Origin of the sequence: Streptomyces sp. NPDC046881, from assembly GCF_040645015.1 — a bacterium.
Taxonomy (GTDB): Bacteria; Actinomycetota; Actinomycetes; order Streptomycetales; family Streptomycetaceae; genus Streptomyces.
The window spans coordinates 15,469-28,138 of the sequence record NZ_JBEYXJ010000108.1 but is presented as its reverse complement, the minus strand read 5'-3'; the positions used below and the strand labels follow the sequence as shown (position 1 = coordinate 28,138).

Here is a 12,670-nt window from a genome sequence, read left to right as displayed (position 1 = left end):
GTCCTCAGGACGCCACCGCCACACGTGTCGTGCCTGCTCATTTTGCTCAGCCCAGCTGACCCTCGTTCATGGATTGACATCCTCTCCATGTGATGACTTGAAGAAATTTTCAATTCATGGGCGCGTGTCAGACCGGTCCTTGGAGGCGGCCTAGACCTCGAGTTGCTCCTCGATCCGCTTGAGCTGATGGCGGGCCATGGCCAGGTTCGAACGGTCCTTGTCGAGGACGAGATAGATGAACAGGCCGTTGCCGCTGCGGCTGGTCACCAGCCGGATGAGGTGGTACTGCCCTTCCAGCGTGATCAGGATGTCCTCGATCTTGCTGTCAAGGCCCAGATGCTCCATCGTGCGTACCTTGGCGCGGATCACGTCCGTGTTCCCGGCTGCGGCGACCGTCAGGTCCAGGTCTCTGCCCCCGCCCAAGGTGCCGAGGGCCATGCCGCTGGTGTAGTCGACGACGGCCGCCCCCACTGCCCCCTCGATCCCGGTCATCATTTCCTTCAGGGCCACTTCCACAGTCGCCATCGGCGCCTCCCCTTGGTTGTCGGCTACGGCGGGCTCTGGTTCCTCACCCGCCCGCAACCGCAACGTAGGCGCGCCAGCCCGGCTGGCGATGGTGCTGACCGCAAGCGACCCAAAATGATCGAACAACCTTCTAATGCGCTTGTCCGATGACCGGAATTGATGAGCCGCCTGAAGGCCAGAGGAGAGGCGATACGTCGACCTGGTCGCCACACGCCTCTGCCACCGGAGACCCAGCACAGTCCCGCCACCAGTACAGCGTTCGATCTCGGCACGGGAACCGGCGTCCTCGCCGCGGTCCTGGCCCGCCGCGGAATCAACCGCGTCGTGGCCACCGACATCTACCCACGCGTCCTGACCTGCGACAAGCAAAAAGCCCACCGGCTCGCACTGACCGACCGTATCGAGGTCTCGGGCCCCGGCCTGTTCCCCGAAGGCCGCGCCGACCTCATCGTGTGCAACCCGCCCTGGCTCCTCGCCCGTCCGACCAGCTCCATCGAGCAAGGCGTCTACGACCCAGACAGCGCAGTGCTGCACAACTTCCTCGCTGGACTCTCCGCCCACCTTCGCCAGGCGGCGAAGGCTGGCTCATCCTGTCCGACCTGGCAGAGCACCTTGGCCTTCGGACACGTCAGCAACTGCTTGACGCCATCCGGGCAGCACGCCTCCGCGTTGTGGACAAGATCGACACCAAGCCCCAGCATCCACGGGCCAGGGACGCCACCGAGCCACTCCACACCGCACGAAGCGCCGAGACCACGTCCCGCTGGCGTTCGACAGCATGACCGGCAGTCCAATCCCGCATCGACATCGCACCTCGCAATTCCCAAGGTGAGCACATCCTGTGGGCGACCTCGCCACGCCCACGGGATGACCCGATTCCCCGGCCGGCCTGAGGATCGAGAACACCTGCTTACACCATGTCCTGTGCGGTGAGGCGGATGAGCCTCTGGTAGCAGCACAGAGCGGCGGCGAGGCCGCGCAACGTCTCGGAAGGTTGCGGCCGGTCATGCCGACCGGCCAAATGCTTGGCGGCTACTCCACACAATTGTCCCGTGCGGGTCTGTCCGCGCACGCATGCCTGCTGGTGGGGAAGCCCTGTCAGCCTCGGCCTGCAGCGCCGTCGTCCGGAATCGCCCAGGTGGGTCAGGCGGGCGAGGCCGTCTGCCGTTGCCGCCGAGGCAGGCCGGGACGCGAGCCGGAAAAGGGGACGGCGGCGCCCGGTCGTGGCGGAGTGGGCGCGGGCCCGGGGGTGCGCTGCTGCCCTGCGTTTTGCCGAGTGCCGGCGGTCGCTGTGCCGCGTTGTGGCGTGAAGTGGGCCACTTCGCTTGTGGGCATGCCGAGCAGGCGCGCTGCGTCACCTTGACTGACGTGCAGCTTGTCCACGAGCTCGTGAACAGCGGCGGCGATCGCCTGGTCCTCGGCGGCGACCGCAGCCGCCCGGCGGTGCCGTGCTTCGGCCACCGGAGTGAGCACAGGGTCGAGTTCAGGCACCACCATGTTCAGGACGATCAGGTCAGGAGGGGCGCCGACGGCTTCGGCGACCAGGCCGCGCGCCAGCTCCTCCGCACCCTCAAGAGTGCGGCACTGAGTGTGTAGGCCGAGGCGGGGAATGTCGACGGCCCACCACCGGCCGATGCGGCGCAGCAGGACTTGAAACTGGTCGCAGGAACTCATGCGCTCTGCCTTCTCTCCTTCCGGCGGCCGGGGCCGTGACTCACGGGCTGACCGGCCCGCGAGACTTCCGGAACTCGATCTACCCCGAACGGCCGGATGCAGACATGGTCAGTTGAGGCACAGTCCGAGTAGGCAGACGTCCGTCGGGGACGTCGGTACCAGTGCGGGACGGGTCTGGAACGTTCCCGCCGTGCCGTTGCTGGGCGCGGGCATCGACGGCTGTTGCGCCGTTGCATTGGAGGAGTTGGGCGCCGTGTCGCTGGTGGTGGGGGCGGTGCTGTGCGGCTGTGGCGTCGGCGTCACGGCCGGGCGGCCGGGCGCGGCTGCTTCTGGCCGGTCGATAGCCGGCGCCGTGCGGGGCGAGACCACGCGGGCCTGCACTCGCAGGGTGTGGAGTGTCGTCGGCGACTGCGGTTGCGAAGGGGCGTGTGACGACCGGCGGGTGTCCTGATCGGTCGCTGGCGCGGAGGCCGGACGGTTCTGCTCGGGTCGGTGATCGTCCACGGTGCCGATGCTCACGTCGTGTGGCGCCGTGGCTACCTGGGCCCGGTCGGTGGAGGTCCGTTCCATCATGGCGATGGTCAGGCCGCCTCCGACGAAGGTGACGGCGCTGGCGATCGCCGCCCGACGCTTGTTCTTCTTCCAGCGGACCAGTTGGCGCCGGCGTGCCGCACGCCCCTGCTGCGCGGGCTGCGGGTCTTCGACATCGGCGGCAATGGCGGGGGCATCGCCTGGGGAATCGCTGGGCTCCGTCTCGCCGTCGAGGAATGCGTCATGCTGCACGTGGGAGGTTGCGGTGTCCCGGTGAGGCGTTGGGGCCGGTGCGGCGTTCGACATCGTCGGGGACGACTTGCTGCGGCCGTCGACGGCGTGCGGGTCGATGTCCGGGGCGTAGGCGCCGCACCCGGGGCACACCAGGGCGCCATTGAGATGTCGACGGCATGCAGTGCAGTAGTCCATCCGCGGTCTTCCGGTCTTCCTGGTTCGACATGCCGTGGGCCTGCCTGGGCCACGACCTGGTCAGGTTCGCACATGTAATCGAGCAGTCAGTAACCCTAACGAGGCTTTCGAAACGCTGTGTGCGGCATGTGTGATGCTCCTGCGTGGATTCTCGTGCAGACACCGGAGAAGGCGGGGGTATCCGGGCTGGGTCCGCCGTGGCAGTGACCCGCGCCACTCCGGTTGGCCAGACGCAGCGGCCCCGACCGGGGGCCGCTTCCTAGGCAGGCGCGTCGGTGGGTGTTTTTGGTTACAGGCCGCAGGAGCCGCGGTCGAGGTGGAAGTAGCGGGCGTTGGCCCAGCGGCACAGCCGGATGCCAACGGTCACGCCGACGATGGTTACCAAGGCGGGCAGGTATCCGCTGGCAACTTGGACGATCGGGATGGCCGGACACCCGCCGGAGATCGCCCAGCCTGTGCCGAACAGCACAGCGCCCGGGATCACGCCGGCGTGGATGCGCCCTGGAGTGCGGCGGATTCGCAGCAGTGCGAACGCGCACACGGTGATCACCACGGCGCCGGCGGAGGAGAGGAACATGCGTACGTCCTGGAAGGTGAACATGCGGTTCAGCTCGGTGTAGTCGCCGAAGCCGATATTGGAGACGGTGAAGCCAAGAGCCAGCCCGGTGATGATGTTGGGCAGCAGAATCGCGCCCCGAGTGCGCATCAGATCACCTTCCACAGCAGGAACGACACCGCGACGGCGGTGCCGAAGAACACGGCGGTCGCAACGAGGCTGACCGGGCGCAGGCGACCGCAACCGTTGAGTCCGTGGCCTGAGCTGCACCCGCCGGCCAGCCGGGTGCCGAAGCCGACCAGCACGCCCCGAGGAACAGCAGGACGGTCATGGCGGTCGGGTTTGCGGTGACCACGTTGCGGAATCCCGGTCCCATGTCGAAGCGGAGGCGGAACCGGCCGGAGACGACCGCGGCGATCAGTCCGCCGAAGAAGATCGATACCAGCAGGGCGGCCTGGGTCACCAGCGGGGCCGGGCCCGGGCTGGTCACCGAAGTGCTCTCATGTGCCGTCGGTTCGGCGTTGCTTTCGAGCAGCTGTGAAGTCCCGTACGGAGCCGACGCCACGGCCGACGCCGTGGGGCCGGTGCCGAAGTGCTCTGCCGTAGCTTCGGCGAGAGCGTCAGCCAGAGCGCGCTCGTCGGTGAACTCCTCGTCCACCCGCTCCAAACGGCGCTCCCTGCGCCAGTGCAACACGCGATCCCACGCGGACGACACCCCGAAGGACCGGTCCGTGGTGAGGACGTAGTTGATGGTGATCAGAGCGAGTCCGGCCGCTCCGGCCCACCAGGGCCAGTAGCCGCTCATGCGGGGCCTCCCATCCATTCGGTGAACTGCGTCCACCAGGAATTGCGGAGGTGTCAGGTGTGTGCCTCCGTAAATGTGAGGGCCTGGCAATCATTCCCGTCGGTTCGTGTCACTCCCGTCGGGGCGGGCTCTGATCGAAGTGACCCCCCGGGCGGGGTTATGGCGCTCGGCCTCCGGAGGGAGTCATGCGGGCGCCGCAGAGGCAGGCTCGGTTTCCCCCGTAACCTGGCCTGCCTCTGCTCCGCATCACTGCGCACCGCGCGGCAGTCAGCCGCTCCGAATGCGCGGGCTGTGACATCACCTCACGTATGCGGGTTAAAGATGCGAACGGTTGGTCTGGTGCACCTGCGCCGGCACGACTCGCTCGCGCAGATTGCCGTCGGCTTCGGTATCTCGGTGGGCACCGCCCACGCCTACACCACCGCGGTGATCAGCTTGCTGGAGGGGCGTGCACCGGGCCTGCTCAAGGTGCTGCGCGAGACCGATCCCGACTACGTCCTGCTGGACAGCACTCTTGCCGAGGGCGACCGCCTGGGCGATGGCCGCGCCGACTGACCGATCCGGACGGCCGACTGCTGTGGATCTCGCCCGTACTGCCCGGCCGCGCGCACGACCTCACCGCGGCCCGCAGCCACCGGATCATCCGGATCCGCGAACGCCAGGGCATCCCCATCCTCGCCGACCGCGCCTACCTGGGAGCCGGCCCGTGGGTGACAACGCCCCTCAGACGCCCGCCCGGCCGCGACCTCTCGCCAACCCAGCAATCCGTCAACCGTGCGTTGTCCGCAGCCCGGGCACCGGTCGAGCGCGGCGTTGCGCGACTGAAGACGTGGCGGATCTTCCGCAGGTCCCGGTGCAGCCCGAATCGGATGTCGTCAATGCCGCCGCCATCCTCACCCTGGAGCGGCAACGCTGACAGTGCGCCGTGATGGGGCCCGCTGCAATCGATCCTCGGGCGTGGCGCACGGATCCAGGTCATCGCAGGTTCTCGTTGGTGCGGGCGTACCAGACCGCCAGTGCGGCTGCCAGGGCGCAGGCGCCGCCGAGCCACAGAACGCCCTGGAGGGTGAGCGTGTCGACGATGACGCCGCCCGTCAGCGCGCCGAGGCCGATCGACAAGTTGAACACCGCCACCCACAGGGAGGAAGCCGCTTCCACCGCCTGCGGGGCGGCCTTGATCATCCAGGTCTGAAGTGCGACCGACACGCCGCCGTAGGCCAGACCCCAGACGATCAGCAAGATGGCGCCGCCGACTGTCGCCTGGCCCAGCAGCAGGAAGAGCGGCATCGCAACCGCGAGAGACACGGCGATGATCAGCACGCTCCGGTGCACCCTGCGCGCGAGTGCCGCGCCGGCGACGAAGTTGCCGATCATGCCTGCCACGCCGAACCCGAACAGCAGCGGGCCGACGTAGCTTTCATCGATGCCCGACAACTTCTGAAGTGCCGGACTCACAAAGGTATAGGCCGAAAAGTGGCCGAACACGATGAGGACCGTCGCGATGATGCCGATGCGCACACCCGGGTTGCAGAACTGCTCAGCCAGGAGACGTGGCCGAATAGCTTGCGAGGCAGCCAGCGACGGCAGCACGGCCATCAAGGCGATCAGCACGATGAGCGCCAAGGCGCTCATGGAGGCGAAGGCGATGCGCCAGCCGGTGAGTTCACCGATCAGAGTGCCGAGCGGGACACCGAACACGTTCGCGGCTCCGACGCCGCCGAAGATGATCGCAGTGGCGCGTGGCACGTTCTCAGTCGATACCAGCCGGACGGCCAGGCCGCTGGCGATGGCCCAGAAGCCACCGATCGCCACCCCGACCAGCGCTCGGGAGGACACCAGGACGGCGTAGTTCGGTGCCGCGGCCGATGCCACGTTGGAAAGGGTCATCAACGCCATCAACCCGAGCAGCAGGAGCCTGCGGTCCAGTGCGCCGACGAGTACCGGAACCACTGGTGCCGCGACTGCGGCGACCAGGCTGGGCACCGTCACCATGAGCCCAGCTGTTCCTTCGGAGACCGACAGTGCCGACCCCACGGAGGTCAGCAGTCCGATCGGCAGTTGCTCGGCGGTCACCAGCAGGAACGTTCCCAAGGCCACTGCGCTGACCGCCAGCCAGTGATCTTCTTTTGATACCTGCGGGGCGCTCGCCAGGGCGGCGGGCTGTTCTGCGGTCGTCACCGGTGTCTCCTCCCATCATTCGGGAGCGATCGCTCCCATATCCGGGGACCCTAGTATGGGAGCGATCGCTCCACAAGTTCGGTAGACTCGGGGCATGGCACGCCCCCGACAGTTCGACGAGCAGGACGCGGTCGTCAGAGCAACCGAGCTGTTCTGGCGACGCGGTTATCACGCCACCTCGGTGCGTGATCTGGGTGACGAGCTCAAGCTCACGCCCAGCAGCCTGTATCGGACGTTCACCGACAAGCACACGCTGTTCCTGCGCGCGCTCGACCACTACCGGGCCACGGAGTCCGCTCAGGCCGAGCGATTGCTCGACGCCGACAGCCGGCCGATCCGCCACGTGCTGCGGGACTGGATGCTGTGGCTGGTCACCTGCCCGGCCGACGGCGAGCCCGGTCGAGGCTGCTTCGTGGTCAACACCGCCACCGAACTCGGTACCAGCGACGACCAGGTCAGTCGGCGGACCGAGGCCGCCTTCGAGGTCACCCGGCAGGCACTGAGCTCGGTGCTGCTCCAAGGGCGGCGCAAGGGCGAACTCCCCGCCGATCTCGACGTCGACGCCGCCGTGGAGCTGCTGTTCACCACGGTCCTCGGGCTGCGGGTACGGGAACGCGCTGGCCATGACCCCGCACGTCTGGCCACCGCGATCGACGTCGCGATCCTGGCGTTGGGGCCCACGCCGACGACACCTTCCTGACCACCACGGCAACAATCCAGCATTACCCCCACCGGACCACCGGGCGACGGGCGGCCTGGACCCGGAGACGATCGGCGACGTCATCACCAAGCTGGGCGCCGCCGCGGAGCTGACGTTCCGCCCCCCGGGCACTCCTTCTGCTGCGGTGCGGCCACCAGCTCCAAGCCTGTGGGTAACGACCGCAAGGAGATCGCCCGGCAGGGCGGATGAGCGGACAACTCCGCCGCCGTGGAGACGTACTTCGAAGAGGTCGACGGCTGGGAAGGCAACGCCATGAACGGCGTGCTGTGACCCGCCGGGTGCAAAAGAGCCAGAGGTGCGCCGCACCGTGACCTGCGGTGAGGTACATCGGTGGAACCCGTGAGACCGTGCCACGCGCACGCGTGACCACCCGTCTCTCCCAGGGAGCGCAAGTAGCTGGTCCCGTCCCTCCCGATGACCGTCGACAGCACCACCTGACCCGACCCCGGCAGCAGCATCCCGGTGACCGCACACTGGCACCCTGGCTGGAGGCGTAGGGTGTCGGCGGAGCTGCTGGCCGCCGGGATGCCAGGGGTGACCGCGCACGCGGAAGAGGGCGCCGGGAAGTGTGCTGCGGGCCCGCGACCCGTGGGCAGCCGGGAGGCGTCCAGGCCGTCGCGCCTGGCGATGAGGATGCCGAGCTCTTGACGGCTCACGGCGTCGGGCCCTGCGAGCGCATGTCCGAACTCCGCGTCACAAGCCGCACCGTGGCTCTGCGCACCGCCGAGCGGATGGGCCGGATCCTCGACCGCCAGGGGCGCGCCGTACGCAACGTCCCCTTGAGCGTCCCCCGGGCGTCCAGGGCTGACCGGCAGGAACCGCGTTCAGGGCGCGGGTACCGCCATCAGGCGGGCCTGCTCCGGACGACGTTCCCGCCGTGGGGAAAGCGGGCTTCCCGGACCGCCGACGGCCGGGGCCGACCGCTCATGAACGGGACCCTGGCCTCGCCTCATCGGCGGCAAGAAGTGTCCGGCCCCGGCCGAAGGCGCCGATGGTGGCGTGGAAGATGCCCATGAGAAGAACGCCGAGGGCGGCAGCGGCGAAGGCGGGCACCGGGCGCTCGGCCGCATGGGCCGCCACGGCCAGGAGCACGGTGATGACGTACATCGCCCAGCCGGCGATCAGGTTGACCAAGGGGCCGTCGCCGAAGGGGGTCGGGAACCGTTCCTTGGTGATGCCCTTGATGAAGTGCGGGGTGGCGTTCGCGGCGAAGATTCCGGTCAGGAAGCTCAGAACCACGGTCAGCATGTGGACGCATCCTCGGGAGTGCGGGTGAGACCACGGACGGTGAGCTGAGCCAGGTGGCGCAGACGCGCGTGCTTGGCCTGCGGTGCCTGGCGGGCTTGTGCAATGCCTGCCAGGGCATCACACAGGAGGTCTGCGGTGTCGCGGGCGGACAGCACCGGCCCGAGCAGGTCGAGTTCGTCGGCGCAGTCGTGGAGGACGTCCTCGATCACGGTGCGGTAGCTCTCTTCGAAGGCGTGGACGGTGTCCGCGGCGATGTCCGCGGCTTCGCGGAACAGTTCGGCGTGGGACTCGGCCCGGACGGATCCTGTCAACACGTCCAGTTTGACGGCCAGGACGAGGTACAGCCTGTCCTCGGCCGGCAGCGCTCGCCCCTTCTCGCCCGCCTCGCGTGCGGCAGTGGTCACCTGGGCGGAGACGTGCTGCGCAACGGCCCGGAACACTTCCTGCTTGTTCTTGAAGTACTGGTAGAGGGCGGGTCGTGACACGCCGGCGGTACGGGCGATGAGGTCCATGGAGGTTCGGCGGTAGCCGTACCTGCCGAAAACGCTGATGCCCGCGGTGATGATCTGGACCCGCTTGCCGTCCACCCTGTCTGACATTCTGACACTGTAAGTATTTTTTGTCAGCCGTGCAATCGGCACCGGGGCGTCCGCGTTCGTGGCGACGGCGTACCGGAGCGGTGGTCGCACCGGCGTCCGGTGGCCGTTCCCGCACCTGTCACCCACGACGCACAGGGCGGACCGGGGCGGGTGGTCGTCCGATGCTGATCACCGGCATGCCGAAACGGCCGCGCCGTCGTGGCCGGCTCAGTGCACCGGTAGTGCCGCCGGTGCGGGAAGCAGCGTGGGCGGCTCAGTGCACCGGTAGTGCCGCCGGTGCGGGAAGCAGCGTGGGCGGCTCAGTGCACCGGCAGTGCCGCCGGTGCGGGAAGCAGCGTCACGTCCTGGCGCAGAATGCGCGTGTGCAGGTCCCGGAGGATCGGGCCCGGGTCGGCGCCCAACGCCTCGGACAGCCGCTGCCGCGCCGCTTCATAGGCGGCGAGCGCGTCGGCGGGGCGACCGGTACGGCACAGGGCGAGCATCAGCAGCTCGACGAAACGCTCACGGAGCGGGTGCGCGGCAACGAGTCTTACCAGTTCGTGCACGTACTCGAACGCGTGGCCGAGCTCGATCTCCCCCGCCAGCCTTGCCTCCAGCACAGTGAGCCGCTTCTCCGCCCAGCGCAGCCGCTCGGCTTCCAGGTACGGCGCCCGCAGTCCTTCGGCGAACTCACCTCGCCACAGTTCCTCGGCCAGTCGCGCCAGATCCCTCGCCCGGGTCAGTTCGCCGGCGGCCCGAGCCGCGAGCGCTTCGTCCACCAGGTGCCGCCGGTCGAGCAAGTCGGCGACGGTCGCGCCGCTCAGCTGGTAACCGCTGCCCGTCCATACCAGTTCCGGGCCGTCGTCCGGCAGGGCGCGGCGCAACCCGGAGACGTACTTCTGCACGAGATTGCGCACGTGGGCGGGCGGCGTCCCGCCCCAGACCGCCTCGACCAGGCTGTCGTAGGACATCGGGCGGCCTTCTTGCAGCAGGAGGACGGCGAGCACCGCCCGCTGCCTGGGCGGCCCCAGGGGGATCTCGGCGCCGTCACGCAGTGCGCGCAGGGGGCCGAGCAGTTCGAAGCGCAGTCCGTGCGCGGCACTCTCACCCGACGTCGGCAGACCCATGGGCCGAGGATATCCCTGGGCGGCCCTTCCAGTGGATCTTCCAGCGGTTGGTCAGCGGCGGTGCCGAAGCTGACGGTGCGCAATCTGCGCGGAAGCCACACCCGTTCCCACCAGAAGGGCCCGTCATGCTCACTCGCCTCGGCCGGCTGGCCGTGCGGCGAAGTCGCGCCGTGCTGGTCGCTGTCCTGCTCGTCTTCCCGGGACTGGCCGCGTACGGCGCAGGCGCCGCCGACGACCTGGATCTCTCCCGTTGGAGTGCACCCGGCACGGAGTCGGTGCGGGCCGGCGAGCGGCTGCGGGACGACTTCCGTACCGGCAACCCCAACCTGGCCGTTCTGGTGACCGCCCGGGACGGCGACGTCGACAGCCCGTCCAGCCGGCGGGCCGCTCGTGCGCTCGCCGCTGAGGTGACGCGGGCACCCGGTGTCACGGACGTCACCTCGTACTGGGACACCCGCAGCGCCGCGCTGCGCAGCAGAAACGGCCATCGCGCTCTGATACTCGCCCGCCTGGAGGGCACCGCCACCGCCACACGCGCGCGACTGAGCACGCTCGCTCCCGAGCTGACACGGACCACTGCCGCCCTCGACGTACAGGTGGGCGGCCAGGAGGAGATCTCCCGGCAGGTCGGCGAACAGGCCCGTGGCGACTTTCTGCGCGCCGAGGCGTTCGCGCTGCCGGTCGTGCTGCTCCTGCTGGTCCTCGTCTACCGCCGCACGGTGGCGGCCTTGTTGACCGTCGCGGTCGGTCTGCTGTCGGTGCTCGGCACGCTGGCCGGTCTGCGGCTGCTCGCCCAGTTCACGGAGGTGTCGACGTTCGCCGCGAACCTCGCCCTGGTCCTGGGTCTCGGCCTTGGCGTCGACTACGGGCTCTTCGTGATCAACCGCTACCGCGAGGAGCGCGTCGCCGGGCACGCGCACCATGACGCGGTCGTGCGGGCGACCGTGGCCGCGGGCCGCACGGTCGTCTTCAGCGGAATCACGGTCGCGGTGTCGCTGTGCTCCCTCGCGGTGTTCCCGTTCTTCTTCCTCAGGTCGTTCGCGTACGCCGGTGTGCTGGTCGTGCTCACCGCGGTCGCGGGAGCAGTGCTCTTCCTGCCCGCCGCTCTCGGCCGCTGGGGCCGGCGCGTGGAACGACCCGCCGCACCTGCGTCGGGCTTCTGGCATCGCACTGCGCTGCGCGCCCTGCGCCGACCGCTGCTCGCCGGGGGCGGCGTCCTCACCGTGTTGCTGGTCGCGGCTCTGCCTCTGCTCGGGCTGCGCTTCGGACTGCCCGATGAACGGGCACTGCCCCAGGGAACGTCCTCGCGCACCACCGCCGAGATCACGCACCGCGAGTTCGCGGCGGAGCCGACGGACACCGTGCAGATCGTCCTCGGCGAGTCCGCCGACACGCGCGCCTATGCTGCCGCGCTCTCCCTCCTGCCCGGCGTGTACCAGGTGGACGCGCCGGGCGGGGCCTATCGGGACGGGCAACGCACCGCCGCCCCGGGCCAGGACCGGCTGACGGCGCCCGCAGGACAGGTCCGGCTGGCCGTCATACCGACCCAGCAGGCGATGTACGGCGACGTGCCCGCTTTCGTCGATCGCATCCGGAAGACCCCGTCCCCGGCGCCCGCACTCGTCGGTGGTTATCCCGGTGAGACGAGCGACTTCCGCGCGACGCTGTCGGAGCGAGTGCCGTACGCGATCGGGATCGTACTGGCGGCCACGTACGGCATCCTCTTCCTGATGACGAACAGCGTGCTGCTGCCCGTCAAAGCCACCGTGCTGAACCTGCTCAGCCTGTCGGTGATGTTCGGCTGCCTGGTGTGGGTCTTCCAGGACGGCCACCTGTCCGGCACGCTCGGCTTCACGGCGACCGGGTCGATCGAGCCGAGCATCCCCGTGCTGATGTTCTGCGTCGCCTACGGGCTGTCGATGGACTACGAGGTGTTCCTGCTGGCCCGTATCAAAGAGGAGCACGACCGCACCGGCGACACCATGCGCGCCGTCGGCGAGGGCATACGGCGCAGTGCTCCCCTCATCACCGCGGCGGCCGGGATCCTGGCCCTGTCGTTCCTGTCGTACGTCGGCTCAGGCGTCGTCTTCCTCAAGGAACTCGGGCTCGGCACCGCCCTGACCATCCTCGTCGACGCGACGCTGATCCGCTTGGTGCTGCTGCCGCTGGCGATGCGACTGGCGGGCCGCGCCAACTGGTGGGCGCCGAGGCAGCTGCGGCGGCTGCGGATTCGGGAAGCGAGAGCGCCGGCGGACGAACCCCCCGCGGAGTACGTGTGATCACCGTGCCCGGTGACGC

The 12,670-nt window shown here is 69.1% G+C and carries 11 protein-coding genes and 3 pseudogenes; 4 read left to right on the top strand and 10 right to left on the bottom strand.

The features are described 5' to 3' along the window. Positions 1 to 150: 150 nt before the first annotated feature. Positions 151 to 525, bottom strand: coding sequence for a hypothetical protein (locus ABZ923_RS33945; RefSeq protein ID WP_361479698.1), 375 nt, complete (start codon positions 523 to 525; stop codon positions 151 to 153). Positions 526 to 777: 252 nt separating this feature from the next. Between ABZ923_RS33945 and ABZ923_RS33940 the strand changes: the two are divergent. Next, positions 778 to 1,307: pseudogene (locus ABZ923_RS33940) on the top strand (class I SAM-dependent methyltransferase); the annotation flags it as partial. A 361-nt stretch (positions 1,308 to 1,668) separates the two neighbouring features. Here ABZ923_RS33940 and ABZ923_RS33935 read toward each other — a convergent pair. The 4 genes from ABZ923_RS33935 to ABZ923_RS33920 form a co-directional block, all read right to left on the bottom strand. Beyond that, entirely contained in the window at positions 1,669 to 2,199 is a 531-nt protein-coding gene (locus ABZ923_RS33935) for a hypothetical protein (RefSeq protein WP_361479695.1), read from the bottom strand. A gap of 108 nt (positions 2,200 to 2,307) precedes the next feature. Further along, on the bottom strand, positions 2,308 to 3,159 hold the full coding sequence (locus tag ABZ923_RS33930) for a hypothetical protein (protein WP_361479692.1): 852 nt from the start codon (positions 3,157 to 3,159) through the stop codon (positions 2,308 to 2,310). Positions 3,160 to 3,448: 289 nt separating this feature from the next. After that, positions 3,449 to 3,880, bottom strand: coding sequence for a YeeE/YedE thiosulfate transporter family protein (locus ABZ923_RS33925; RefSeq protein ID WP_361479689.1), 432 nt, complete (start codon positions 3,878 to 3,880; stop codon positions 3,449 to 3,451). Next, positions 3,865 to 4,020, bottom strand: a complete 156-nt coding sequence (locus tag ABZ923_RS33920; RefSeq protein WP_361479687.1) for a hypothetical protein — start codon at positions 4,018 to 4,020, stop codon at positions 3,865 to 3,867. The genes ABZ923_RS33925 and ABZ923_RS33920 overlap by 16 nt, the downstream gene beginning before the upstream one ends. An 830-nt stretch (positions 4,021 to 4,850) precedes the next feature. Between ABZ923_RS33920 and ABZ923_RS33915 the strand changes: the two are divergent. Continuing rightward, positions 4,851 to 5,436: pseudogene (locus ABZ923_RS33915) on the top strand (transposase family protein); the annotation flags it as partial. A gap of 59 nt (positions 5,437 to 5,495) precedes the next feature. On the opposite strand, the gene ABZ923_RS33910 reads toward ABZ923_RS33915, so the two are convergent. After that, positions 5,496 to 6,698, bottom strand: a complete 1,203-nt coding sequence (locus ABZ923_RS33910; protein ID WP_361479684.1) for an MFS transporter — start codon at positions 6,696 to 6,698, stop codon at positions 5,496 to 5,498. Positions 6,699 to 6,792: 94 nt separating this feature from the next. On the opposite strand from ABZ923_RS33910, the gene ABZ923_RS33905 reads away from it, so the two are divergent. Continuing rightward, positions 6,793 to 7,398 carry a TetR/AcrR family transcriptional regulator gene (locus ABZ923_RS33905; RefSeq protein WP_361479681.1) on the top strand — a complete coding sequence of 202 codons (606 nt, stop codon included), beginning with the start codon at positions 6,793 to 6,795 and terminating at the stop codon, positions 7,396 to 7,398. Between the two features lie 573 nt (positions 7,399 to 7,971). On the opposite strand, the pseudogene ABZ923_RS33900 reads toward ABZ923_RS33905, so the two are convergent. The 4 genes and pseudogenes from ABZ923_RS33900 to ABZ923_RS33885 form a co-directional block, all read right to left on the bottom strand. After that, a pseudogene (locus ABZ923_RS33900) lies at positions 7,972 to 8,099 on the bottom strand (dTDP-4-dehydrorhamnose reductase); the annotation flags it as partial. Between the two features lie 244 nt (positions 8,100 to 8,343). Further along, positions 8,344 to 8,667, bottom strand: a complete 324-nt coding sequence (locus tag ABZ923_RS33895) for a hypothetical protein (RefSeq protein ID WP_361479678.1) — start codon at positions 8,665 to 8,667, stop codon at positions 8,344 to 8,346. After that, positions 8,661 to 9,266 (bottom strand): helix-turn-helix domain-containing protein, encoded by a 606-nt coding sequence (locus tag ABZ923_RS33890; RefSeq protein ID WP_361479675.1) that lies wholly within the window; start codon positions 9,264 to 9,266, stop codon positions 8,661 to 8,663. Before ABZ923_RS33890 ends, ABZ923_RS33895 begins: the two co-directional genes overlap by 7 nt. A 299-nt stretch (positions 9,267 to 9,565) precedes the next feature. Beyond that, on the bottom strand, positions 9,566 to 10,372 hold the full coding sequence (locus ABZ923_RS33885) for an AfsR/SARP family transcriptional regulator (protein ID WP_361479672.1): 807 nt from the start codon (positions 10,370 to 10,372) through the stop codon (positions 9,566 to 9,568). 125 nt (positions 10,373 to 10,497) lie between these two features. Here ABZ923_RS33885 and ABZ923_RS33880 point away from each other — a divergent pair, with 125 nt between their 5' ends. Beyond that, the gene (locus tag ABZ923_RS33880; protein ID WP_361479669.1) at positions 10,498 to 12,651 is read left to right on the top strand and encodes an MMPL family transporter; all 2,154 of its coding nucleotides are present in this window, start codon (positions 10,498 to 10,500) and stop codon (positions 12,649 to 12,651) included. Positions 12,652 to 12,670 lie beyond the last annotated feature (19 nt).

Bases quoted from the DNA above. Each gene is read 5' to 3' on its own strand.
- ABZ923_RS33945 (WP_361479698.1), bottom strand. From the start codon at position 525: ATGGCGACTGTGGAAGTGGCCCTGAAGGAAATGATGACCGGGATCGAG.
- ABZ923_RS33935 (WP_361479695.1), bottom strand. From the start codon at position 2,199: ATGAGTTCCTGCGACCAGTTTCAAGTCCTGCTGCGCCGCATCGGCCGG.
- ABZ923_RS33930 (WP_361479692.1), bottom strand. From the start codon at position 3,159: ATGGACTACTGCACTGCATGCCGTCGACATCTCAATGGCGCCCTGGTG.
- ABZ923_RS33905 (WP_361479681.1), top strand. From the start codon at position 6,793: ATGGCACGCCCCCGACAGTTCGACGAGCAGGACGCGGTCGTCAGAGCA.
- ABZ923_RS33895 (WP_361479678.1), bottom strand. From the start codon at position 8,667: ATGCTGACCGTGGTTCTGAGCTTCCTGACCGGAATCTTCGCCGCGAAC.
- ABZ923_RS33890 (WP_361479675.1), bottom strand. From the start codon at position 9,266: ATGTCAGACAGGGTGGACGGCAAGCGGGTCCAGATCATCACCGCGGGC.
- ABZ923_RS33885 (WP_361479672.1), bottom strand. From the start codon at position 10,372: ATGGGTCTGCCGACGTCGGGTGAGAGTGCCGCGCACGGACTGCGCTTC.
- ABZ923_RS33880 (WP_361479669.1), top strand. From the start codon at position 10,498: ATGCTCACTCGCCTCGGCCGGCTGGCCGTGCGGCGAAGTCGCGCCGTG.